Origin of the sequence: Streptomyces sp. NPDC002088 (assembly GCF_040296605.1) — a bacterium.
Lineage (GTDB): Bacteria > Actinomycetota > Actinomycetes > Streptomycetales > Streptomycetaceae > Streptomyces.
On the sequence record NZ_JBEOXO010000006.1, the window covers coordinates 59,426 to 80,436 of the forward strand.

The window sequence follows — 21,011 nt, forward strand, 5'->3', positions numbered from 1 at the left end:
CGCCCCACGACCCACGTGGTCGCAACTGTCGTAGGCCGGAGCCTGTAAAGCCGGAGCCTGTAAAGCCGGAGCCTGTGAGCCGGGACCCTACGCCTTGCGCCTTGCGCCTTACGCCTTGCGCCCCAGCGCCCCGTACCCCGGAATGACCCCGTCGTCCTGCCCCGGAACCGGCTCGCCCAGTTCCGGGTGCCACTCGTGCACGACCGAGACCCCGGGCTCGACCAGGTCCAGACCGTCGTAGAAGCGGCTGAACTCGTCGCGGGAGCGGAGCGCCAGGGTGACGCCGGCCGCGCGGAGCTTCTCGGTCGCCGCCGCCGACTCCTCCGGTGTGAAGTCGGCGGTGGCGTGGGTCATCATCAGGTAGCTGCCGGTGGGGAGTTCGGACAGCAGCCGGCCGACCAGCTCGTGTGCGCCGTCCTCGTCGGATATGAAGTGCAGCAACGCGACCAGGGACAGCGCGATCGGCCGGTCGAAGTCGAGGATCTTCCTGGCCCCCTCGACGATGGCGGCCGGGTCCCGCACGTCGGCCTGCAGGTACTCGGTCACGCCCTCGGGCGTGCTGCGCAGCAGGGCAGCCGCGTGGGCCAGCACGATCGGGTCGTTGTCGCAGTAGACGACGCGGGTGTCGGGCGCGACGCCCTGGGCGATCTGGTGCAGGTTCGGCTCGGTCGGGATGCCGGTGCCGATGTCCAGGAACTGCCGTACGCCGTTCTCGGCCAGCCAGCGCGTGGCGCGATGCATGAACGCGCGGTTGACCCGGGCCATCACCGGGACGCGCGGGTCGAGGGCGAGCATCTGCTTGCCCATCGCCTCGTCGAAGGGGTAGTTGTCCTTGCCGCCGAGGTACCAGTCGTACATCCTCGCGGGATGCGGTCGGCTGGTGTCCACCTGGACGGCGCCGGTGGGGTGGTCCTGCCCGGTCATGCGGCACTCCGTAATCGTCTGGCGCGGTAGGTGATCAATTCATAACCACATATGGAAGTTGAGGAATCTGAGTCAGTCATCGGCTTAGCGGGGTCGAGCGGCAGAGCAATCAAGCCAGGTCGTTCAGGACACCAGGAAGTCCGCCTCCCCCGCCTTCGCGCCTTCGATGAAGGCCGTCATCTCGTCGGACGTGTAGATGAGCGCCGGCCCGTCGGGGTCGGTGGACTGCCGGACGGCGATCCGGCCGTCCGCGAGCTTCATGGCCTCCAGGCAGTTGCCCCCGTTGCCGCCGCTCCACGGCTTGTGCCAGCCCTCGCTGCCCAACTCCGTCGCGGGCATGCCGTTGTAGACCCGCTCGGTGCGGATCCGTGGCTTGGGCTGGGACTTGATTCGATCCATTCACAACTCCTTGCGGAGATCCCGGAGGATCTCCTTCGTGCGATGTGCAGTAGCGGCCTGCGCCGCCATGCGGTCCATGACCTCGAGGTGGGTCGCCACCTCGTCACGCGCGTCGAGGTAGACGGCGCCGGTCAGGTACTCGCTGTAGACCATGTCCGGAAGTTCGGGCACGGCGAATCGGAACAGCACGAAGGGCCCGTACGTGCCGGGATGCGGCCCGTTTGCGAACGGGGCGATCTGCAGCGCCACGTTGGGCAGCTCCGTGGCATCGAGCAGCTTGTCGATCTGGGCTCGCATCACCTCCGCGTCGCCGACCGGGCGGCGCAGCACGGTCTCGTCCATCACGACCCACAGCCGGGGCGCGTCCTGACGGGTGAGCAGTTGCTGGCGTTCCATACGCAGCGCGACATGGCGCTCGATGTCGTCGGGGCTCGTCTGGCCGATGGCGCCCGACTTCAGGACCCCGCGCGCGTAGTCCTCGGTCTGGAGCAGTCCGGGCACGAAGTGGGGCTCGTACTGGCGGATGAGGCCGGCCGCGCCCTCCAGGCTGACGTGCATCGAGAACCAGCCGGGCAGGATGTCGTGGAACCGCTGCCACCAGCCGGGCTGGTTGGCCTCCTCGGCCAGTTGGACGAACGCCTCGGCCTCGCCGTCGGAGACGCCGTAGGCCTTCAGGAGCAGTTGGAGGTACGGGATCTTGAGCGTGACCTCAGCCATCTCCATGCGGCGGACCGTGGCGGGGGCGACCCGGAGGATACGGGCGGCCTCCTCGCGCTTGAGCCCGGCGCGTTCCCGCAGGTCCAGCAGGCGCCTGCCGAGGACGACCTGTCCCACGGTCGGCGCGGACCGCGGTTCGCTCACGCTCCACCTCCACAAAGTTTCTGACAGGGGGTCAGTCACCCAGAACGGTGACCGCCCGGTCAGTCCGGTCGGTCCGGTCGGTCCGGTCGGTCCGGTCGGTCCGGTCGGTCCGGTCGGTCCGGTCGGTCCGGTCGGTCCGGTCGGTCCGGTCGGTCCGGCGACATAAGGAACGACAAAGGAATCCTGACAGCCCTACGGCGCCATTCGAAGACCCATTCGAAGATCTGGACGGATCTCCGGTGATCCCAACTGGCGCCGCTCGACGTGCTGTTGCCAGCAGTGTGCCACGGCCTTCCACCGCGTCACACAGCACTCTGCATTTTTCAGAGTGATACTTGCCAAGTGTTCACGGCGGGGCGATAGTGGCAAGCGTGATTCCGTCCGCGCCCTTAGGAACAGACGCCGCCGCAGGCCGCCCCCTCGGTCTCGGTGCCGATGGGGGTCCCCCCGCTGGCGCCCTTTCGAGAGTGAGAGAGGGAGCCGGCCTCGTCAGGGCCGCCACCGAGCGCCGCTTCCGCTTCGAGCTGGCCGCACACCCGGGTTCCCCCGCACAGGCCAGACGCCTGACACGGGCCCGACTGACCGGCTGGTCGGTGTGCGAGGACACCTGCGACACGGCGGCTCTGGTCATATCCGAGCTGGTCACCAACGCGATCGTGCACACCGCGAGCAGCCACGTCGTGTGCGAGTTGCATGACGGCGACGACCGGGTGCGCATAGCCGTGCGCGACGAGGGCTGCGCGCCGGGTGAGCCCCACCCGTCACCGCAGCGGCCCGAGGAGGAGCACGGGCGGGGACTGCTCCTCATAGAAGCTCTGTGTCACTCCTGGGGCACCCAGGAGCACGGCCCCGGCCTGCTGGTCTGGGCGGAGCTCCCGCGCAAGGCCGACACCCCGCGCGACCTCGACGATCCCCACAACGACCTGGGCTGGGGCACCCGCCCGAAGCCCGGTCCGTCCGGCGGCCCGGGCGACGAGGACGAGCCGCGGCAGGAGCAGCACGGAACAGGGACCCCAGGGGTCTCCCCGCTCGAGCGAGGCCAAGACCGGGGCAACGCGTGAGCGCCACATCCGGCCCGGACCAGGTGCTCACCATGGACACGCTCGTACGGCTGCGGCGCGGTCTGCACACCCCGCCCGCCCCCCGCCGTCTCGCCGTCCCCGACGGCATGACCACCCCGCTGGGCTGCGACGCGGTGGCGGTACCGGCACACTTCGGACCTCTGGTGCTGCCCCGCCTGCCCCGCGTGGGATGCGTCTACGCCGACGGGACGCACTGGTGGTGGATCGTCCCGTCCGACTCCGACTACGCACTGGAGTGGCCCGCGCCCGCGCACTACGCCACCGGCGCGCTCGTCCCGGACTCCGCACGCACCCCGGGTCTCATCCACCGACCGGACGACACGGTTCCGTACACCCCGCCGATCCCGCTCTACCTGGCGCTCTGCCGGCTGATGGGGACCACTCCGACCTGGTCGCGGCCGATCAGCGCATGACCCAGGGGACTGCCCTGGAAGGACTGTCTTCCTACGCCCCCGCCGACGCCGCCCCCGCGTACCCGAGGTGTGGGGTCTACGCGGAGCTGTACGCGCTCCAGGCCGAGCAGTTCACGACGAAGTTGCCCGCCCCGAAGGCGGGCTGAGTCGTCTTACTCCGTGTCGCCGCTCACTCCGTCGCCGCTCACTCCGTATCGCCGCCGCGGACGATCACCAGAAACGTGTCCGTTGCGAGGTCCATGACGACCTCGGCGGGCAGCCCCTCCTGACGCCGCGCGTGCGCGAACTCCTCCGCAGGCCACGAACCACGCGGCCCACCCGCGGGAAAGCGTTCGAGCACAGTTCGCCCGTTCACCACCCTGCACCTCCAGAAAGCGTCGTACTTCTAGGAGTTAACGCCTTCCGGGGGTCGAACGCCTCGGTCAGTGACGGGACTGAGACGTAGTTGACACTCGTTCACCGCGGCGTGTGAGGATCCGGTCACTTTCCGAACCCATGGGCACCATCCGTGTCAGTTCTCGTACTCATCGTGATAACGAACGCGTTCACTGCCCGCAGGAGCCCCGAGAGCCGACGCCCGCCCCGCGGGTTCCTCCCACTCCTCCTGCCGGCCCAGCGCCGTCAGGTCCAGCAGGCTGGTGGTCGAGCCAAGTCCGTCGAGGCCGCGTTCGTAGGCGGAGTAGGTGTGGAAGACGCGGTCGCGGTCGCGCAGGAAGCAGCTGAGGCCTGACCGCTCGACGAGCTTCCCGTCGCGCTCCAGCGTCACCTCGAAGTCGTGGTTGAAGTCGCCGAGGTACGACGAGTACCAGGGCAGCGTCCAGCCCATCCGCGCCTTGAACGGCAAGATGGCGGTGTACGGCGCCCGGGACACGGCCGCGAACGACGTGCCGCGGGCCCGCAGATGCGCGAGGTGCCCGATCTGGTCGAGGAACGCCGAGCAGCTGCGGCAGCCGACGTCCCACTCGGGCGCGAACATGAAGTGATGGACGACGAGTTGCTGCCGCCCCTCGAAGAGATCGAGCAGCGTGGCCTTGCCGTCGCCGCCCTCGAAGACGTACTCCTTGTCGACCTCGACCATGGGCAGTCGGCGCCGCTCGGCGTTGAGCGCGTCACGCGCGCGTGTCGCCGCTTTCTCCTTGACCAGCAGTTCCTCGCGCGCCGCACGCCACTCCGCGCGCGAGACGACTTCCGGAAGCGACATGGCTCCTCCTGTACGACGGTCCCTGTACGACGGTCCGTTCCAGGGGGTGACCGTCGGGGGAAGCGGAACTCATCTCTGCCCCCGGAAGATTTCTTACGGCGACCAGCACGGCCGAGGCGCCGGTGACGTGCCCGGCGGGCGGACGGCGCCCGGTGCGGCGCTGGTGCACACCGTGCTGCGCACCGCGCTACCCGGCGAGCGGAAGCTCCGGCAGTCGCAGCCCCACCCGCCTGCGCCCCTTCGCCAGGTCGTCCAGCAGCTCGGCGAGCCGCTCGGTGTGCCGGCGCGTAAGGCGGCCGGTGTCGTCGAGGTGCACGGCGCACGCGGTGGTCGTGTCGACGAGCCGTTCGAGGGTGGCGACGATCTCGTCGGTGCCCTCGGCGTGCCGGGCGAGCGCGGGAAGTTCGGCGGCGGCGAGGGCGATGGCGGTGCGGGCCTCGGCGAGCGTCCGGTAGGCCTCGCGGCGGAGGGTCCAGCGCAGGGCACGGGTGTCGGAGTCGGTCGCCTCGGGGGCGTATCCCCCGTATCCCCCGTGTCCACGCAGGACACGGCCGTCGTGGCTCCGCAGGCCCTGGCCGTCCGACTCCCGCAGGACATGCGCGAGGTACGCGTGCGCCGCATCGCTCGCCGCCGCGAGCCGGGCCCGTACGCCCCCACCGCGCTGCCCCGGCATCGGCACATGGCCGACGATCAGGACGATCGCGCAGGCCAGCAAGGTCTCGCCGATACGGCCGGCGGAGGCCTGCGGCTCGCCGCCGACCATGACGAGGGCCAGGACGAGCACGGTGACGACGGCGGTCTGGGCGGCGAAGTGCCGCGTGGCGACGGGAATCAGGGCACCGCTGACGGCCACGAGCGCGATGAGCCCTTCCGGCCGCGGCAGCACGGCGGCGAACCCGGCGAAGACGAGGGCGCCCAGGAGCGTCCCGGCCGCGCGGCACAGCACGCGTGAGGCGAGCGGCCCGAGGTCGGGCTTGACGAGGAAGACGGCGGTGGCGGGCAGCCAGTACCAGTGCTCGTGCTGCCCGTACCAGCGGGCGTGGTGCAGGGCCTGGGCGACGGCCACGCCGGCCCCGAAGCACAGCGCGACCCGCAGACCGTACTCCCGCCCGCCGGCCCCGAACACGGACCGGAGCAGGGTCCCGGCGGTACGTCTGCGGGTGTGCAGGTCGCGCCCCCTGCCCTGGTCGAAGGCGTCGGCGGCGTGCAGCAGGGCGTCGTCGAGGGCGCGCAGGGCGGGCGCGGAACGATGGGGCGCGGGCAGCGGCCCGGTGTACGTGTTGCCGCGTACCGCGGCGGCGAGCCGCCGGGGCCCCTCGGACACGCGGCCGGGGACGGCCTCGCCCGCCCAGGCGAGCGCGGTCGCGGCCTCGGCGAGCGGCAGCGCGGCGGCGTACTGCGCGTGCAGCCGCTGCTCGGCCGCGGAACTGGCGTACCGCCGCAGTCGGGGCCCGGCGAGGGCGTCCTGCGCGTGATCGAGCGCTGCGGTGAGCGCCGCGCGCCGGGTGGTGGCGTCGTCCGTGCCGACGGCGTCGAGCAGCAGGGCGACGGCGTCGTACACGGCCGCCACGGCGTCCCGCTCCCCGTCGAACCGGAAGTCCCCGGCGATGGCACCGGGCGTGGGGAGAACCAGCCGCAGCCCGAGCAGCCACCCAGCCCCCGCCAGGAAGGCGAGCGCCCGCTGCCATCCCGGCTCCGGCAGCGGCATCCCGGCCCCGATCGCGGACGCGACGAGCAACTGCGTACCGGCCCCGGAGGCGACGGGCCCGACGGCACTGACGCTCCCGGCGACCAGCCCGACGAGGGTGAGGAGCACGGTCAGCACGACCGCCCCGACATGCTGCCCGGTGTACGTCCCGACGAGCAGCCCGGCCGCGCCCGCGGCCGCGGGCACCCCGATCCGCTTCACCGAGGCCCGCCGGCTGCCGGGCCGGTCGTTGATCCCGGCGAGCATGGCGCCGATCGCGGCGACCACTCCGAGGGACGTACGGCCGAGCAGAACGGCGGCGAGGAGCAGCGGCCCGGCGGCCAGCGCGCCACGCACGACCGCGCTCCAGGGAACCGGCCCGCGCTGGGCGCGGAGGGCATGGGCGAGCCAGGGCGGAAGGGGCAGAGCGGCGGGGCGGTACACGGGGCTCCTGTCGTCTGTGCGAGGGCGGGGGTGAGCCTTCGGGCGACGGTGGCCGGGCCTGGGGTGTGGTCTCCACTGTAGATCGCGTTCTTGGCGGGGATGGAACGGTCGTATTTCGCAGATGTGACGGTTGGCCGCAGAGGCGGTTTCTTCATGAACGCAACCCCGTGGTGCGCCGGGCGCGCCTGTGAACATGGTTCGCGCCGACAACTCGGGCTCATGAGACGGAAGTTGTCATACCTTGGGAGGATGACGGCGCATCACCACAGGGAGAATCCGTGGCGGGTGAGAGTGGACGACGAGGGGGGAAGCCCCTGTGGTGCCGGTGTGCTCCTCGACGACATGCACGTGCTGACCTGCGCACACGTCGTCCGGGACGCCGGCGCGGAACCAGGGGGAACCGCCCCGGGCGTGCTGATCAGGAGCGTGGCGTGCAGCCCGGAGTGGACGCGCACCGCACGCGTGGCCCCGGATTCCTGGGTGCACGAGAACGGCACCCGGCGCGGTGACGTGGCGCTGCTCCGGCTCGACGAGCCGGCCGGCTGCGGGAACCTGACCAGGTTGTGGAAGGCGCCCCTCTCCGGCGGCACAGTGCGTGTGTACGGCTTCCCGCGGGCCGAACCGTACGGGATCAGCACGGACGCCGAGCTGGTGGGACCCGGCGGCCGTCAGGGCGAGTGGGGCCAGCTGAAGCGGATGAACGCGAGCGATCCATGGATCGAGAAGGGCTACTCGGGCGCCGGAGTGATGGCGCTGGACGGCACGTTCCACAGGCACGTCATCGGCATTGTGGTGGCGGACTACGTCGACGGCGAGGCCAGGGCGGCCTGGATGCTGCCGACCGAGACGATCCTGACCCATCTGCCGCAGATCGGCGACTTCACCGGCGGCCACCGCTCCAACGAACTGGAGCCGTCCGGCGGCGGGTTGCCCAAGGACGTGCTGGACGACCCGCTCCGGCTCGCCATGACCCAGGAACTCACCCGGCTGCTCGAAGGCGGCTGGTCGGGCACCGTCGTCGTCGCCACCGACTCCTCGCTCAGGGCGGGCTCCTCGTGGCTGGTGCGTCTCGTGCGCACGGCCGACCCGGCGTCCCGGGCGACCGTCTCCGACGCCGAGCTCAGCGGGGCGCCCGGTGACACTGTCCTTGGGCTGGGCTCCATCGACGCGGCCTACGACGCCTGCGACAAGTCCGTCGCCGATGTGCGCGGCTATCTGGTCGGCCGGTTCGGGCTGCGCGCCGGCAACGACCACGAGGCGGTGCGGGAACTGCTGCGCCGCAAGCCGCCCGCCTGTGTGGTGGTGGGCCGCGTCGACCGGGCCGCCGACCCGGACGCACTCGTACGGGACCTGCTGAGGCCGCTGGCCCTCTCTGGCCGCCCGCGCGGCCTGCGCCTCGTCCTGGGCTTCGAGAACCGGCCACCCGCGGAACTGCCCTACGACGTGTCCCTCGACGCCGCACCGCTCAGCGGAACCGCCTCCAGGAACGTGAACGCGGCGGAGGTCCAGGCGGTCGTCGGGCAGCTCGCGGCCGAGGAGGAGAAGGCGACCCGTATGCAGAGGGAGTGGGGAATGAAGTTCTTCGGCGCGCCCCGGCTCCCGCCGCGCGCCGCGCCCCGCCTGCGGGTCCGGCTGGCCGTGGCCCGCACCACGGAGCCGAACCCCGAACTCGCCGCGGCCCACACGGAGGCCGTCAGGGCCCGCCACGAGGTCGAAGGTTTCGGCAACGCCCTGAAAGCGTTGATCGACACCTATGAGGACCTGTGTACGAGCCTGGAGCTGCATCGCGTACGCGCCGCACGGTACTTCGGCGAGGAGGACCGGCGGCTCGCCGAGCTGCACGCCCCCGCGGCCCGTGCGCTGCAGACCGTACCGATCGACCTCGCGGCTGCCCGCAAGCTGGTCAGGCGCTATATCGACGAGGTGAACCGCCGTATCGACGAAGGGTGACGCCGTGGAGCCGTGCAATCGCCCCGACTGCGGGGGCGCGATCGACGGGCAGGGTTTCTGCACCGACTGCGACCGGGAGCCGCTGCCGCGCGAGCACGCCGGGTCCGACGGCGGCGAGAGGGGGCCGTCGGAGGGGGCGGGTGTTGGCGTGACGCCGCGAGCGGACGGGGGTGCGGCCGCAGGACCGGACGCGCGCGGCGGCAGCGTCGGTGCCGCACAGCGCGTCGGAGTCGGCGGGACGCGAAGGCCGGGTGCCGGCGGGACGCAAAGGCCAGGTGCCGGCGTGACACAAGGAGGGGACACCGGCGTGACGCAGGCCGCGGACGTGAGCGTCACGCAGAGCGATGGCACCGGTGAGACACAAGGAGCGGGCGCCGGCGTGGCACAGGGCGTGAGCGTCGGTGTGGCGCCGGTGCGTCCGGACCCCTGGTACGGCCTCGGCCTGGTCGACTCCGATCACGTGCCCGAACCACCGGAGGTACCGCTCCCGCCGGCCGGTCCCGTCGCCGAGGAGCACCGCTTCTGCGCGAATCCCGCCTGCGGGGAACCGGTCGGGCGCGGACACGGTGGCGAACCAGGCCGGATCACGGGCTTCTGCCCCCACTGCGGCGCCCGTTTCGACTTCGCCCAGCCCCAGAACCTCACCATCGCCGGGCGCTACGACGTCCAGCGCGTCCTCGGCTCGGGAACGTTCGGGCAGGCCTACCTCGCCCACGACCGCAATCTCGAGACGCAGGTGGTCCTCAAACGTCTGAACCGGTCGGTGGCCGAGACGGCAGAGCATGAGCGGGACATACTGGTCGGGCTCCGGCACGACAGCATCGTGCGCATCCTGGGCTACGAGCCCCGGGGTCCGCACCTCGTCCTCGAGTACGTGCCGGGCGACCGGTTCTCGGCCCGGGAGGGCGACCGGCTCGAGACCCTCCTCACGCACGGCCTCCGCATCCTCCAGGCGCTCGACTATCTGCATGCCAGAGGCCTCCTGCACTGCGACGTCAAGCCGTGGAACATCATCCGGTTCCGCGAGGAGGGCTCCGCCGGGGCGCTCGACCGGGTACGGCTCATCGACTTCGGTGCGGTGCGGTCCCGGAAGGCCCCGGGGCCGGTCGTCGCGTTCACCAAGGTCTACGCGCCCCCGGAGGGCGATCCGCAGCACGCGCAACCCACCGACGGCTTCGACCTGTTCGGGCTCGGCGTGACGCTGAGAGAGGTGTGCCGCTCCCATCTGAAAAAACCGGAGTTCCCGGGCGTCACCTCGCTCGAACTGCTGCTGAAGCGGGCCACGGACACCGCCGTACCGGCGCGGCGATTCGTTTCGGCACGGCAGTTCGGCGAGCAGCTCAGCGGGGTGATCCGGCAGATCGTGGCGACGAAGCCGACCTGCCGGCAGGTGACGAGGCCATCGGCGCTGTTCGGCTCGATGACCGACCCGCTGCACGGCGGCCTCGGGGCGGCGCGGCCGCTCGGTCACTGGGTCCGGGCGACGCCGACCGGGGGCGCGCTGCTGACGATGCCCCCTGCGTTCTCCTCACCGGTGCCCAAGGACATCGCGGCGGCCCTCCCGGCACCCCTGACCGACCCCGACGACCCGGACGTCGTCGCGGCGGCCGGGAACGCGCTGGCCGAGACCCGGCTCGCGCTGCGCAGAAGGGACGCGCAGTCGGCCGGGCGGGCACTGGAGCGCGCGGACCTGCCTCGCTGGCACTGGCTGCACGCCTGGTACTCCGGTCTGCTCGCCCTGGCACACGAGGACGCGACCAGAGCCTCCGGCCACTTCACCGACGTACGCAGAGCGCTTCCGGGCGAGCTCATCCCGCTGCTCGCACTCGGCCTGTGTGCCGAGCTCGACGGTGACAGCATGAGCGCCCAGGCCCACTTCGACACGGTCTTCGAAACCACGCCCGCGCTCGGCGCCGCAGGCTTCGGCCTCGCCCGGATACACCTGCTGGCCGGTCGGCGCGCGCCAGCGGTGCGGACCGCCGAGCGGCTGGCCCAGGAGTTCCGCTACGAGCGCGAGGCGCGCATCGCGGTGGTACGTCTGCTCGCCACCGTCCTCACGCGGCCGTCCTCTGCCGAGCCGACGCAGGACGATTTGGAGCGGGCCCGCACCGCGCTGACCGGCCTGCACGTGGACGAGGCCGAGGCCGCCGCACTGCGCGCCGAGGTCCAGTACGCGGAGTTCCTGCTCACCCGGGACCGGCTGAAGCTGTCCGAAGCGGTGCGAGGACTCGGCGCTCACGCCCCCACCGAGCGCGAGTACGTCGCGCTGGTGGACCTGGCGAACCAGCTGCGTCCGGAGCTGAAGTGGAGATGGCATGTACGGCGCAGCCGAACCGGTCATTCCCGTTTCGGACGAAAGGCCGGGACGCTAAGCTCCTGACGCGTTACGCAGGGGACACGGGACGACACACAGCGAAATATTTCGGGTGGTGCCCGCCATGGACAGGTCGCCATTAGGGCTCAGGTTCGAGGTCGACGTGGACACAACCGCGGACCTGGCCAACGACGAGACACGCGCGGACGCTCTCGTCACCGTCACGGCGCGTCCGGCCGTGGACGCGACGCAGCGGACGGCGCTCGCCGAGATCCTCGTCATGGACAAGTCGCTGTCCATGGCGGGTCGCAAGCTGGACGAGGCGAAGCGCGCGATGTGCGCGGCCATCGACACGCTGCGGGACGGGACCCGGCTGGGGATCGTCGCGGGCACCCACAAGGCCGAGGTGATCTATCCGGCCACCGGCGGCCTCGCCGTCGTCGACGCCACGGCCAAGGAGGCCGCCAAGAACAGGGTCGCCGCGCAACTCGCCGAGGGCGGTACGGCGATCGGCCAGTGGCTGGCCTGCGCCGACCGGCTCTTCGAGACGGTGACGGCCCCCGGCACCGTACGGCACGCGGTCCTCTACACGGACGGAAAGGACGAGCACGAAACGCCGGAACAACTGGGCGAAGTACTCAAGGAGTGCACCGACCGGTTCGTGTGCGATGTGCGGGGGCTCGGCGAGGACTGGCAGTACAAGGAGCTGCTGCGGATCACCGAGGCGCTGCACGGCGACGCCCAGGCTGTCGTCACCGTCTCCGACCTCACCGAGGACTTCACCCGCCTCATACGGCAGGCGCAGCGGATCGTCGTGGCCCGCGCGTATCTGGGCCTGCACCTCAACGACTGGTTCCAGCTGGCCTTCGTACGGCAGACGCTCCCCGTCCAGGCGGCACTGACGGCCCGTCAACAGCAGGGCGACGAGATCCATGTCCCGATCGGCTCCTGGCCGCCCGAGACCCGCCAGTACCAGGTGTCGCTTCGCTTCGACCCCGAGGCGCTGCCCGTCGAGGAGAGGCTGCGCGCCGCCCGCATCACCCTGTACGCCGAGGGGCCCGACGGCACGCGCGAGCCGTGCTCCGAGATGCGCCCCATGGTCGTACAGCGACGGGCCGCACCCGGCTTCCCGATCCCGCCGCCCGAGAGCTTCACCCGCATCGAGGCCGAGTACGAACTCGGCCTGGCGATGCGGGCCTGCGCCGACGCCCAGCAGGCGGGAGACTTCGAGCGTGCGGACCGGGAGCTGCGCATCGCGGTGGGGCTCGCGCAGGACCTCCGGGACGCCGCACGCCGCGAACAGCTGCGCAAGGTGTCGGCCACCGGCCCCGACGGCCGGCTGAAGGTGCGGCGCGACGCCTCCCGGGGGGAGATGCAGGAGCTCGGGCTGGCCTCGACCAGGACAGCGGCCCCGCCGGTCGACGCGATCGACGCCACGCCCGCCCCCGGCGCGCTGCGGCGTCGCTGCCCGCAGTGCGGCGAGACGACCTCGGCGGGCTCGGTCGCGTTCTGCGAGGCGTGCGGCCACCGCCTCGACGACGGGGCGGACGGTGGGACGGACGGCGCACCGGTGGGCACGTCGTGACGACCTCCGCGGAGTCCGAGTGGGTCCTCGGCGACAAGATCGCCGACTGGACGACGCGGGTGCGCGCCACCCACCCGACCGTGGTGCTGCGCTGGCTCAGGGCGGGCGTCCTCGCCATGGTGCTCGTCACCGCGCTGCTGTTCCTGCTGGTGTCGGCCCAGGCCACCGAGCAGGTCGCCGCCGCCCGCCGCACCGACCAGGCCATCAAGGACATGAGCCAGGCGTACGACACGGCCATGCACGCGGACACGGCACTCGACAAGGCCGCGGCCACCGAACAGGTCTCCCTGATCGGCACGGGGACGGAGTTCGCCAACGACACCGCGCGCGTGAACACCCTCGTCACCTCAGCGGCCGAGGGCAACGCGGCCGGACAGCGGGGTCTGGCCCAGTTCCAGTTCGTCCAGGGCCAGCTGACCACCTGTCTGCTGCTGGCCAACGAGGCAGTGCGCGACTACGCCCGCAGCGGCCCGGCCGGCCTGGCAGCCGCCGGCCAGGCGCTGACCGCCCAGCGCGAGAAGGACCCCGCCACGGACAAGCCCATCGCGGGCACGGGCGGCCTCACGGAATCGCTCCTCGACCTCGAGGACATGCAGCGGGAAGCGCTCGGCACACAGCGGCAGTCGCACTGGCTGAACCCCGCCTACGTCTGGCCCCTGCTCCTCGGCCCGGCGTTCGTCATGCTCCTGTGCGTCCTCGCGACCGGTTACGTCGTCGCGCGCCACTTCCGCCGGTACGTCAGCCCACAGCTCGTTGCCGCGCTGCTGGCCACCGCTGCGGTGGGCATCACCGTCAGTCTCCTGTGCCGGCACGACGCACAGGTACTGAGCCCGAGTCCACTGGTCGGGCACTGGCTGACGAGGACGCTCGCGCTGTGCCTCCTCGCGGCCGCCGGTGTGCTCACCTACCTGGGCTACCGTCCACGTCTCGCCGAGTACAGGTTCCCGCGGTCATGAGCGCGCTGATGAGCCGCCTCGCGCGCTGCGTCCTGGCCCTCGGCCTGCTGCTGACCGCGGCCGGGTGCGGCGGCGGACCGGACCACGGCAGGGTGACGATCATGGTGCCCTGGTCCGGCAAGGAGTTCCAGGCGTTCTACTCCGTCATCAAGGAGTTCGAGAAGGACACCGGTATCCACGTCGACATACAGGTCACCCGCGCCCTGACCCAGCAGCTCGACGCCGCGGTGGCGGCCGGAGCACCGCCCGATCTGGCGATGCTGCCGAGTGTGGGGGCCATCTACAAGTACGCGGACACCAAGAAAGAGAAGGACAGGAAACTTCAGCCGCTCGACGTTCCCACGGGCGCGTATCTGCAGCCGTTCCGCGATCTGACGGAGGTGCGGGGCGGGGTCTACGCGGTGCCGGTCAAGGTCGACGTCAAGAGCCTCGTCTGGTACGACTCCGCGGTGACCTCGCCGCCGTCGTCGGCCGACGCCCGGACCTTCGCCGCGAAAAAACCCGGAACCTGGTGTCTGGGACTGGAGTCCGGCCCCACCTCCGGCTGGCCCGGCGCCGACTGGATCGCCGACATCCTGCTCGCCGAGGGAAACGGCGACGCCTACAAGCAGTGGCTGTCGGGCCAGAAGGAATGGAACTCGGACCCGGTCAAGGAGGCCTGGAAAGCCTGGCGGAACCTCGTCGGCACGAGCGTCGAGGAGGCCTCCACCCTCAACTTCGCCGAGGCGACCAAGGGCATGACCGCAAAGCCTCCCACCTGCACTCTCGCTCACGGCGCGCTGTCCGCCATGGGTTTCGGGGAGGGGCGGCGGTACGGCTTCGTGACGTCCTCCTCGACGAAGCGTCTGGAGGTCTCGGCGGACTTCGTCGGCATGTTCACCACCGGCAACCAGAGCGCCGAGAAGCTCATCGCCTACCTCGCCGGCCGGAAGGCCCAGCAGTCCTGGGTGAACCAGCCGGGAGGCAACGGCTTCTCCGCCGACAGCAAGGTGGCCTACGACAGCTCCGTCCAACGGCAGATCGCCAAGATGCTCCGGCCGGACTCCGGTTACACGCTGTGCTTCGGCGCCGCCGACGCGATGACGCCGGACGTGTCCGCCGCCTTCTACCGGGCCGTCCTCGACTACGCGTCCGACGACACGGAAGATCCCACGGACCTCCTCAAGAACCTCGACGACGTCCAGAACAACCTGGGGAACTCCCAGGTCCCCTCCGCCAAGCTCTGCGCCAAGTTGACCTGATCCAGGCCGCACCATCCAGGCCGCACCGAGGAGTCCCATGCCGGACGCAGTCCAGTTCACCCTCTCCGACGGAACCGTCGTCCTCGTCGCTCCGCCCGCCCGTGCGGGCACGGGAGCCGTCGGCCTCGGAACCCGTCTGGAGAGCGCGGAGAGAACCCTCCGCCAGGCCCTGACCCCGATCACCATGGCCGCCGCCGAAGTGATCGACGAGTTCCGTGCCCTGGCCCACCGCCCGGACGAGGTGGAGGTCACCTTCGGCGTGGTCCTGGACGGCAAACTGGGAGCGGTGATCGCGAGCGCCCATGCCAGTGCGCATCTGGATGTCAGCTTGCGGTGGAGGGGGGCGGAGGGGCCGTCCGCAGGCTCGTGACGAACGGATGTGACCCGGGGCGGGGCCTGCGCCTGGGCCTTGTGGGGCCTGATGGGAGCTACGGGGCCGGGGAATGCTTGGTTCCCCGGCCGCCAGGAGGTGAGCACTATCGCCGCCGAAGCCGTTCGAGTTCTGCTGTCAGACCGTGCCCCCTCATGACCTGGAGGCCAGACCGCTGATGAGGGGCGTGCCCGCCCCGCGGGGCGTGAGATCCGCTGCCTGCTGCCGCACGGCCGGGGCGTCGACGCCAGCGAACTCAATTGACCGAACGGGCAACTGAATTGACGCATTGACGTGCGATTTCGGCGATTGTCAGTCTCCTGGAGTAATCTCTCGCGCACACGGAGTTGACGGATAACGTCCGTGTCAGACGCGAATGTTGGGGAGACGGTCGATGGTCGGGCACGAGGTGTCACCGGCGGATCACCAGGACAAGGAGATCCGGGAGGTCCTCAAGCGGCTCGTTGCCGATGGCTGGACCCTCCGCAAAGAGGGGCACTGGGGGCGGCTGCACTGCCCGTGCCCCGAGGGAGGGTGTCTCACCATCCCTGTGCCTGGGACGGCGCAGAACCCGGGGCGCGCGGCGCGCAGGATCGCGCGGCGCGCGAAGCTGTGCCCGCTCCCGGAGGGTGATCCGCGCCGTAGCCCGGGTGGGGGGGTTGTCGTTTGACAACACGGCGAGGCTGGGTAAGTCTGCCCTCACAGGGGTGGCGAACCCTGGCGAAACACTTCGCTGTGGCGGACGGCGGCCGGAAGTCAGCGCGATCAGGGGGGGTGGAGGTCTCGATGGAGTACGAGTTTCTCTTCGTCGTGGACGGTATCGACGTGGACGACGACGTGGCGGTCGGGATCATCTTCGACGAGTTCGACGGACTACTCACACGCCACCGTGGCAAACATCTGCTGGACGTCGCACAGGAAGGCGACAGTGCCATCGACGCGGCACACCGCCTGGTGATGCGGCTGCGGGCGGAGCTGCCGAAGATGCGGCTGCTCAGGCTCGACCCCGACCTGGTCGGTGTACCGGACATCGCCGAGCGGACCGGCCGCACCCGGCAGAACGTACTGCAGTGGGCGACCGGGGACAGGCGGTCCGGCACGCACGCGTTCCCGGAGCCCGAGGGCACGGTCGGACGCTCACTCGTCTGGCGCTGGGCCGAGGTGGCCGCCTGGCTCACGGCGGTGGGGGAGAACCCGGCCGACCGGGGGACGACCCGCGAGGACGCGCTGTACATCGACTTCATGCTGCCACGCTGGCAGCAGTCGCTCGACGACGGGCTGCCACTGGGGCACTTCGTGCACGCCGTGCAGCGCGACGACCGGACACCCGACCGTGCCGCCGTCGCCCAGCTGATGGACGGCACCCTGTCCTGGCCGGGTGTGCTCCAGATGATTTCCGGGCTCCCGCGTGCCGAGCCCCGCCGGGTCACCGTGATGTGCGCGGTCCTGACCGACCGGCTCGACAACGTGGCCGCACGGATCAGCAAGGACGAGACCTGGGTCGTACTGGCCTTCCAGAGCAAGGAGAACCAGCTCCAGTTCACCCCGGTCACGGCCCGTGAGATCCCCGGGGCGCGGCCTGTTTCGGACCTGGGTCTCGGCCCCGACGCAACCGTTGAAGACCTGCTGCTCGTGATCGAGAACGGCAGGGTGGCGCCGACCACCCCTGTCGCGGTCGCCGCCTAATGTCCCGCCCCCATGCCGCTCGACCTCAAACGCCATGGGGGTGTGAACTGCACTCGTCCTAGTGAGGAATGAGCATTTATTAGCGAGCACGAGTGATACGTCTCTACGGTCGGTTTTGGGAATCTGACCGAGTGGGCGAAGGCTCAGGGCATCCATCCGCAGACCGCGCGGCGTTGGTTCCGTGAGGGAACGATGCCGGTGCCTGCGATGCGGGTGGGTCCGCGCACGATCCTGGTGAACGTCGAGGCCAACCAGGCCGTCGGTGTCGTCGGTGGTGTGGGTCTGTATGCCCGGGTCTCCTCCTACGACCAGAAAGCCGATCTGGAACGGCAGACCACTCGGCTGGTGGAGTGGGCGGCGAAGGCCGCACACCGGGTCGTGCGCGTCGAGTCCGAGGTCGCCTCGGGCATGAACGGCTCGCGGGCCAAGGTCCGCCGTCTGCTGGCCGACCCGTCGGTGACGACGGTGGTCGTCGAGCACAAGGACCGCCTGGGCCGGATGAACGTCGAGCTTGTCGAGGCCGCGCTGGCCGCGCACGGTCGCCGATTGGTCATTCTTGACGAGGGTGAGGTCGAGGATGACCTGGTCCGCGACATGACCGAGGTGTTGACCTCGTTCTGCGCCCGTCTGTATGGCCGCCGCTCGGCGAGGAACCGCGCGCAGAAAGCGCTTGAGGCGGCTGCGGAGTGAGCGAGCGCAAGACGCCGTTCCGTCCGATCCGGGGCCCGTTCGTGGTCCAGGATGCGACGGGCGTCGCGATCCGCACCCGTCTCAAGGACCTCACGCCTGCCGATGACAAGGTCATCCGGCTGATCGGCGCCCACATGGGCACTCTCGCCGCCTCTGACCTCGCCCTGTACTCCCGGGCCGGCTTCGAGCGGAACAAGGACACGTGGGCGGGCCGTAAGCAGGGTCTGACGGCCCAGTCGTCGTCCCGGTGGGCGGGCGCGGTCACCAAGGGCACCCACGACCAGTACGCGCGATTGTCAGTGGCGCGCGTTATCAATGAAATTCGGATGCGAGCGGCACCACGAGGCCTGCATCATCAGCGGGGTTGTCCCCTTACCGACGACGGACGACGGACGGCCACCAACCGCCGAACACCAACCGCCAACCGGCAACCGGCACTGGGGAGACTCCATGATCAAGCGCACCACCGTCCCCAGCCTCTTCCCGCCCCCCACCTACTCTCACGCCTCCGTCGTCGAGGCGGGCACGAAGCTCGCCTTCCTCGCCGGGTCCGTCCCGCTGGACGCGGGCGGAAAGCTGGTCGGCGAGGGGGATCCCGTGCGGCAGGCGGAGCAGGTGATCGCGAATCTGGGGGAGCAACTGGGCGCGGTGGGCAGCGACTTGGCACATGTCGTGTCGACCGACGTGTATGTGGTGAGCAGCGAGCCCGCCGTGCTCTCAGCCGTGTGGGACGTCGTCGAGGCGTCCGGGCTCAGCAGCGGCCCGCACTCGTCGACCCTGATCGGCGTGGCCTGCCTGGGGTACACGGGACAGCTGGTGGAGATCACGGCCACCGCCGTCGTGCCGGAGCACCTGTGATCACCCTGCGCAGGGCGGCGGCCGCCGATGCCCCCGCCGTCGCGGACGTCTGGCTGCGCTCCTACACGGCGGCTCTGCCCGGCGTGCGGCGGGCCCACTCCGACGACGAGGTCCGTGCGCACATCCGGGATGTGGTGGTGCCGCGGGGCACGACCTGGGTCGCGGAGGCCACGGACGAGAGCGCACGCGCGGTGGTCGGCATGATGACCCTCGACGGGGAGAAGGTGAACGCGCTGTACCTCGCTCCCGATTGGCGGGGGCGGGGCATCGGGGACCGCTTCGTCTCCCTGGCCAAGGAGCTCAGCCCGACGGGCCTCACCCTGTGGGCATTCCAGGTCAACCGCCCCGCGCAGCGCTTCTACGAACGCCATGGCTTCGTCGAGGTCGAGCGCACCGACGGCAGTGGCAACGAGGAACGGGAGCCCGATGTGCGGTATGTCTGGCGGCCGTGAGCCGGTCACAGGCCGGTCAGTCCGACGGCGCCGGCCACACCCGCCTCTTCGGCACCGGCTTCGCGAAGCTCCCCGCCCGGCTCGTCGTCAGTCCCGGAGGAGGACGCCGACCGCCTTCAGCGCCTCGCGTACGTGTCCGTCGCCGCGATCTGTGCCGCCACCGAGCCCGGATCCCCGGTGCCGTGCCCGGCGTCGTCGACCACGACCAACTCGCTTCCCGGCCAGGCGTGATGGAGCCGCCAGACGACGCCGAGCAGGTTGCCGAAGTCAAGGCTGCCCTGGACCAGGGTGCCCGGGATGTCCTTCAGCAGGGCCGCGTCGCGCAGGACGACCCCCTCGCCGTTCCCCGCGTCGTTCGCCTCGCCGAGGAAGTGGTCGTTGCCCCAGTAGTGCGTGACCGTCCGGGCGAAGCCCATGCGGAAGGCCGGGTCCTCGTAGCGCGCCACGGAGCGGGGCGGCGCCGGGATCGTCGCCGTCTCCCAGTCGGTCCAGGCCCGCGCCGCCCGCTCCCGCACCGCCGGGTCGGGCGACTCGATCAGCCTGCTGTACGCGGCTGCGAGGTTGCCGTCGCGCTCGTCCTCGGGCAGTTCGGCCAGGAACCGTGCGAAGGCCTCAGGGAAGATCTTCCCGAGGCCCCTGGTCAGCAGGGCGACCTCCGCGTTCGATCCGGTGGCGACCCCCGTCAGCACCAGCTCGGACACCACCCCGGGGTGCGTCTGCGCGTACCGCAGCCCGAGCACCGACCCCCACGACACGCCCCACACCAGCCACCGCTCGATCCCCAGGTGCCGGCGCAGCAGCTCCAGGTCTGCCAGGACGTGCGCCGTCGTGTTGACGCTCATGTCGGTGTCGTACGCGCTCGCGTGCGGGGTGGAACGGCCGCAGCCGCGCTGGTCGAGCTGCACGATCCGGTACGCGGCGGGGTCGAAGAGGCGGCGGGAGTACGCGGAGGCGCCGGAGCCCGGTCCGCCGTGCAGCAGCAGCGCCGGCTTGCCGTGCGGGTTGCCGCAGGTCGTCCAGTACACGCGGTTGCCGTCACCGACGTCGAGCATGCCATGGTCGTACGGTTCGATCTCCGGATACAGGCCCATCGGGGCACCGTAACGTCCCTACGACGACGCCGTCGCCCCTATTTCCCGAGTCCCGCCGCCTCCGCCGCCGTACGCAGCACCTCGCGCAGCATCTCGGGAGTGAGCCGGCCGGTGAAGGTGTTGCGCTGGCTGACGTGGAAGCAGCCGAAGAGGTCCAGCCCGTCGAGGGAGACGCGGGCTCCGTGCGCGAAGGCCGGCCGCGGCCGGGGGACGGTCCAGCCCGCCTCGCCGAAGGCGGGCAGCGCCGCCTGCCAGCCGAACGTGCCGAGCACGACCACGGCCCGCAGCGTCGGCCGCAGCAACGTCAGCTCCTGGACGAGCCACGGCCGGCAGGTGTCCCGTTCCCCGGGCGTCGGCTTGTTGGCGGGTGGGGCGCAGTGCACCGGCGAGGTGACGCGGACGCCGTACAACTCCAGGCCGTCGTCGGCGCCGACGGAAGTGGGCTGCGAGGCGAGACCCACGTCGTACAGTGCCCGGTACAGCACGTCCCCGGAACGGTCGCCGGTGAACATACGGCCGGTACGGTTGCCGCCGTGGGCGGCGGGGGCCAGGCCGACGATCAGGAGCGACGCGTCGGCGGGTCCGAAGCCGGGCACCGGGCGTCCCCAGTACGTCCAGTCGGCGAAGGCGGCGCGCTTGGTGCGGGCGACCTCCTCGCGCCACTCCACGAGCCGGGGACACGCGGCGCACCCGGTGATACGGGCGTCCAGAGCGGCCAGGCGGTCCATGAACCCACCGTAGACCTACGCGACGGCCCCGCCTCAGAGGGGGAAATCCCGGCGGATCCGCCGGGCCCCGAGGACTAGA

The 21,011-nt window shown here is 71.0% G+C and carries 21 protein-coding genes; 13 read left to right on the forward strand and 8 right to left on the reverse strand.

All coding sequences use genetic code 11. From position 1 onward, the window contains the following. Positions 1-108 precede the first annotated feature (108 nt). The 3 genes from ABT114_RS14630 to ABT114_RS14640 all read right to left on the reverse strand — a co-directional run bounded on the left by ABT114_RS14630 (position 109) and on the right by ABT114_RS14640 (position 2,184). Complete coding sequence (locus ABT114_RS14630) at positions 109-924, reverse strand: SAM-dependent methyltransferase (protein WP_351142318.1); 816 nt, start codon at positions 922-924, stop codon at positions 109-111. A gap of 123 nt (positions 925-1,047) precedes the next feature. Beyond that, positions 1,048-1,323, reverse strand: coding sequence for a DUF397 domain-containing protein (locus tag ABT114_RS14635; RefSeq protein WP_351142320.1), 276 nt, complete (start codon positions 1,321-1,323; stop codon positions 1,048-1,050). Beyond that, the gene (locus tag ABT114_RS14640) at positions 1,324-2,184 is read right to left on the reverse strand and encodes a Sco1979 family transcriptional regulator (RefSeq protein ID WP_351142322.1); all 861 of its coding nucleotides are present in this window, start codon (positions 2,182-2,184) and stop codon (positions 1,324-1,326) included. Between the two features lie 362 nt (positions 2,185-2,546). On the opposite strand from ABT114_RS14640, the gene ABT114_RS14645 reads away from it, so the two are divergent. The 3 genes from ABT114_RS14645 to ABT114_RS14655 are packed head-to-tail and all read left to right on the forward strand — an operon-like array spanning position 2,547 to position 3,825. Continuing rightward, complete coding sequence (locus ABT114_RS14645) at positions 2,547-3,245, forward strand: ATP-binding protein (protein WP_351142324.1); 699 nt, start codon at positions 2,547-2,549, stop codon at positions 3,243-3,245. A 32-nt stretch (positions 3,246-3,277) separates the two neighbouring features. Continuing rightward, the gene (locus tag ABT114_RS14650; RefSeq protein WP_351143000.1) at positions 3,278-3,679 is read left to right on the forward strand and encodes a hypothetical protein; all 402 of its coding nucleotides are present in this window, start codon (positions 3,278-3,280) and stop codon (positions 3,677-3,679) included. Further along, positions 3,676-3,825, forward strand: a complete 150-nt coding sequence (locus tag ABT114_RS14655) for a hypothetical protein (RefSeq protein ID WP_351142325.1) — start codon at positions 3,676-3,678, stop codon at positions 3,823-3,825. Before ABT114_RS14650 ends, ABT114_RS14655 begins: the two co-directional genes overlap by 4 nt. Before the next feature lie 38 nt (positions 3,826-3,863). On the opposite strand, the gene ABT114_RS14660 is transcribed toward ABT114_RS14655, so the two are convergent. The 3 genes from ABT114_RS14660 to ABT114_RS14670 form a co-directional block, all read right to left on the reverse strand. After that, the gene (locus ABT114_RS14660) at positions 3,864-4,037 is read right to left on the reverse strand and encodes a DUF8839 family protein (protein WP_502988329.1); all 174 of its coding nucleotides are present in this window, start codon (positions 4,035-4,037) and stop codon (positions 3,864-3,866) included. 153 nt (positions 4,038-4,190) lie between these two features. Continuing rightward, a complete protein-coding gene (locus tag ABT114_RS14665; RefSeq protein ID WP_351142329.1) occupies positions 4,191-4,880 on the reverse strand; it encodes a DUF899 domain-containing protein in 690 nt (229 codons plus the stop codon). A gap of 187 nt (positions 4,881-5,067) precedes the next feature. Next, entirely contained in the window at positions 5,068-7,011 is a 1,944-nt protein-coding gene (locus tag ABT114_RS14670) for an FUSC family protein (RefSeq protein ID WP_351142331.1), read from the reverse strand. A gap of 249 nt (positions 7,012-7,260) precedes the next feature. Between ABT114_RS14670 and ABT114_RS14675 the strand changes: the two genes are divergently transcribed. From ABT114_RS14675 to ABT114_RS14720, 10 genes are all read left to right on the forward strand, one after another. Further along, positions 7,261-8,961, forward strand: coding sequence for a trypsin-like serine peptidase (locus ABT114_RS14675; RefSeq protein WP_351142332.1), 1,701 nt, complete (start codon positions 7,261-7,263; stop codon positions 8,959-8,961). A 307-nt stretch (positions 8,962-9,268) separates the two neighbouring features. Continuing rightward, positions 9,269-11,341, forward strand: coding sequence for a tetratricopeptide repeat protein (locus ABT114_RS14680; protein WP_351142334.1), 2,073 nt, complete (start codon positions 9,269-9,271; stop codon positions 11,339-11,341). A gap of 97 nt (positions 11,342-11,438) precedes the next feature. Further along, positions 11,439-12,860, forward strand: a complete 1,422-nt coding sequence (locus ABT114_RS14685; RefSeq protein ID WP_351142338.1) for a vWA domain-containing protein — start codon at positions 11,439-11,441, stop codon at positions 12,858-12,860. Continuing rightward, on the forward strand, positions 12,857-13,816 hold the full coding sequence (locus ABT114_RS14690; RefSeq protein ID WP_351142340.1) for a hypothetical protein: 960 nt from the start codon (positions 12,857-12,859) through the stop codon (positions 13,814-13,816). Before ABT114_RS14685 ends, ABT114_RS14690 begins: the two co-directional genes overlap by 4 nt. Further along, on the forward strand, positions 13,813-15,057 hold the full coding sequence (locus ABT114_RS14695) for an ABC transporter substrate-binding protein (protein ID WP_351142343.1): 1,245 nt from the start codon (positions 13,813-13,815) through the stop codon (positions 15,055-15,057). The genes ABT114_RS14690 and ABT114_RS14695 overlap by 4 nt, the downstream gene beginning before the upstream one ends. Before the next feature lie 37 nt (positions 15,058-15,094). Further along, positions 15,095-15,427 (forward strand): CU044_2847 family protein, encoded by a 333-nt coding sequence (locus ABT114_RS14700; protein ID WP_351142345.1) that lies wholly within the window; start codon positions 15,095-15,097, stop codon positions 15,425-15,427. Between the two features lie 786 nt (positions 15,428-16,213). Next, entirely contained in the window at positions 16,214-17,113 is a 900-nt protein-coding gene (locus ABT114_RS14705) for a helix-turn-helix transcriptional regulator (RefSeq protein ID WP_351142347.1), read from the forward strand. Positions 17,114-17,236: 123 nt separating this feature from the next. Then, positions 17,237-17,803, forward strand: coding sequence for an IS607 family transposase (locus ABT114_RS14710; RefSeq protein ID WP_351143002.1), 567 nt, complete (start codon positions 17,237-17,239; stop codon positions 17,801-17,803). Between the two features lie 450 nt (positions 17,804-18,253). Beyond that, entirely contained in the window at positions 18,254-18,661 is a 408-nt protein-coding gene (locus tag ABT114_RS14715) for a RidA family protein (protein ID WP_351142349.1), read from the forward strand. Next, on the forward strand, positions 18,658-19,113 hold the full coding sequence (locus tag ABT114_RS14720) for a GNAT family N-acetyltransferase (RefSeq protein WP_351142351.1): 456 nt from the start codon (positions 18,658-18,660) through the stop codon (positions 19,111-19,113). The genes ABT114_RS14715 and ABT114_RS14720 overlap by 4 nt, the downstream gene beginning before the upstream one ends. Before the next feature lie 116 nt (positions 19,114-19,229). Here ABT114_RS14720 and pip read toward each other — a convergent pair whose 3' ends face one another. Both pip and ABT114_RS14730 read right to left on the reverse strand, forming a co-directional pair. Then, positions 19,230-20,204 carry a prolyl aminopeptidase gene (gene pip, locus ABT114_RS14725; RefSeq protein WP_351142353.1) on the reverse strand — a complete coding sequence of 325 codons (975 nt, stop codon included), beginning with the start codon at positions 20,202-20,204 and terminating at the stop codon, positions 19,230-19,232. Between the two features lie 38 nt (positions 20,205-20,242). After that, the gene (locus ABT114_RS14730; protein WP_351142355.1) at positions 20,243-20,932 is read right to left on the reverse strand and encodes a uracil-DNA glycosylase; all 690 of its coding nucleotides are present in this window, start codon (positions 20,930-20,932) and stop codon (positions 20,243-20,245) included. Between the last annotated feature and the right edge of the window lie 79 nt (positions 20,933-21,011).

Coding starts and splice junctions, on each gene's coding strand:
- ABT114_RS14675 (WP_351142332.1), top strand. CDS start 7,261: ATGACGGCGCATCACCACAGGGAGAATCCGTGGCGGGTGAGAGTGGAC.
- ABT114_RS14665 (WP_351142329.1), bottom strand. CDS start 4,880: ATGTCGCTTCCGGAAGTCGTCTCGCGCGCGGAGTGGCGTGCGGCGCGC.
- ABT114_RS14700 (WP_351142345.1), top strand. CDS start 15,095: ATGCCGGACGCAGTCCAGTTCACCCTCTCCGACGGAACCGTCGTCCTC.
- ABT114_RS14655 (WP_351142325.1), top strand. CDS start 3,676: ATGACCCAGGGGACTGCCCTGGAAGGACTGTCTTCCTACGCCCCCGCC.
- ABT114_RS14650 (WP_351143000.1), top strand. CDS start 3,278: ATGGACACGCTCGTACGGCTGCGGCGCGGTCTGCACACCCCGCCCGCC.
- pip (WP_351142353.1), bottom strand. CDS start 20,204: ATGGGCCTGTATCCGGAGATCGAACCGTACGACCATGGCATGCTCGAC.
- ABT114_RS14695 (WP_351142343.1), top strand. CDS start 13,813: ATGAGCGCGCTGATGAGCCGCCTCGCGCGCTGCGTCCTGGCCCTCGGC.
- ABT114_RS14635 (WP_351142320.1), bottom strand. CDS start 1,323: ATGGATCGAATCAAGTCCCAGCCCAAGCCACGGATCCGCACCGAGCGG.
- ABT114_RS14705 (WP_351142347.1), top strand. CDS start 16,214: ATGGAGTACGAGTTTCTCTTCGTCGTGGACGGTATCGACGTGGACGAC.
- ABT114_RS14715 (WP_351142349.1), top strand. CDS start 18,254: ATGATCAAGCGCACCACCGTCCCCAGCCTCTTCCCGCCCCCCACCTAC.
- ABT114_RS14730 (WP_351142355.1), bottom strand. CDS start 20,932: ATGGACCGCCTGGCCGCTCTGGACGCCCGTATCACCGGGTGCGCCGCG.
- ABT114_RS14630 (WP_351142318.1), bottom strand. CDS start 924: ATGACCGGGCAGGACCACCCCACCGGCGCCGTCCAGGTGGACACCAGC.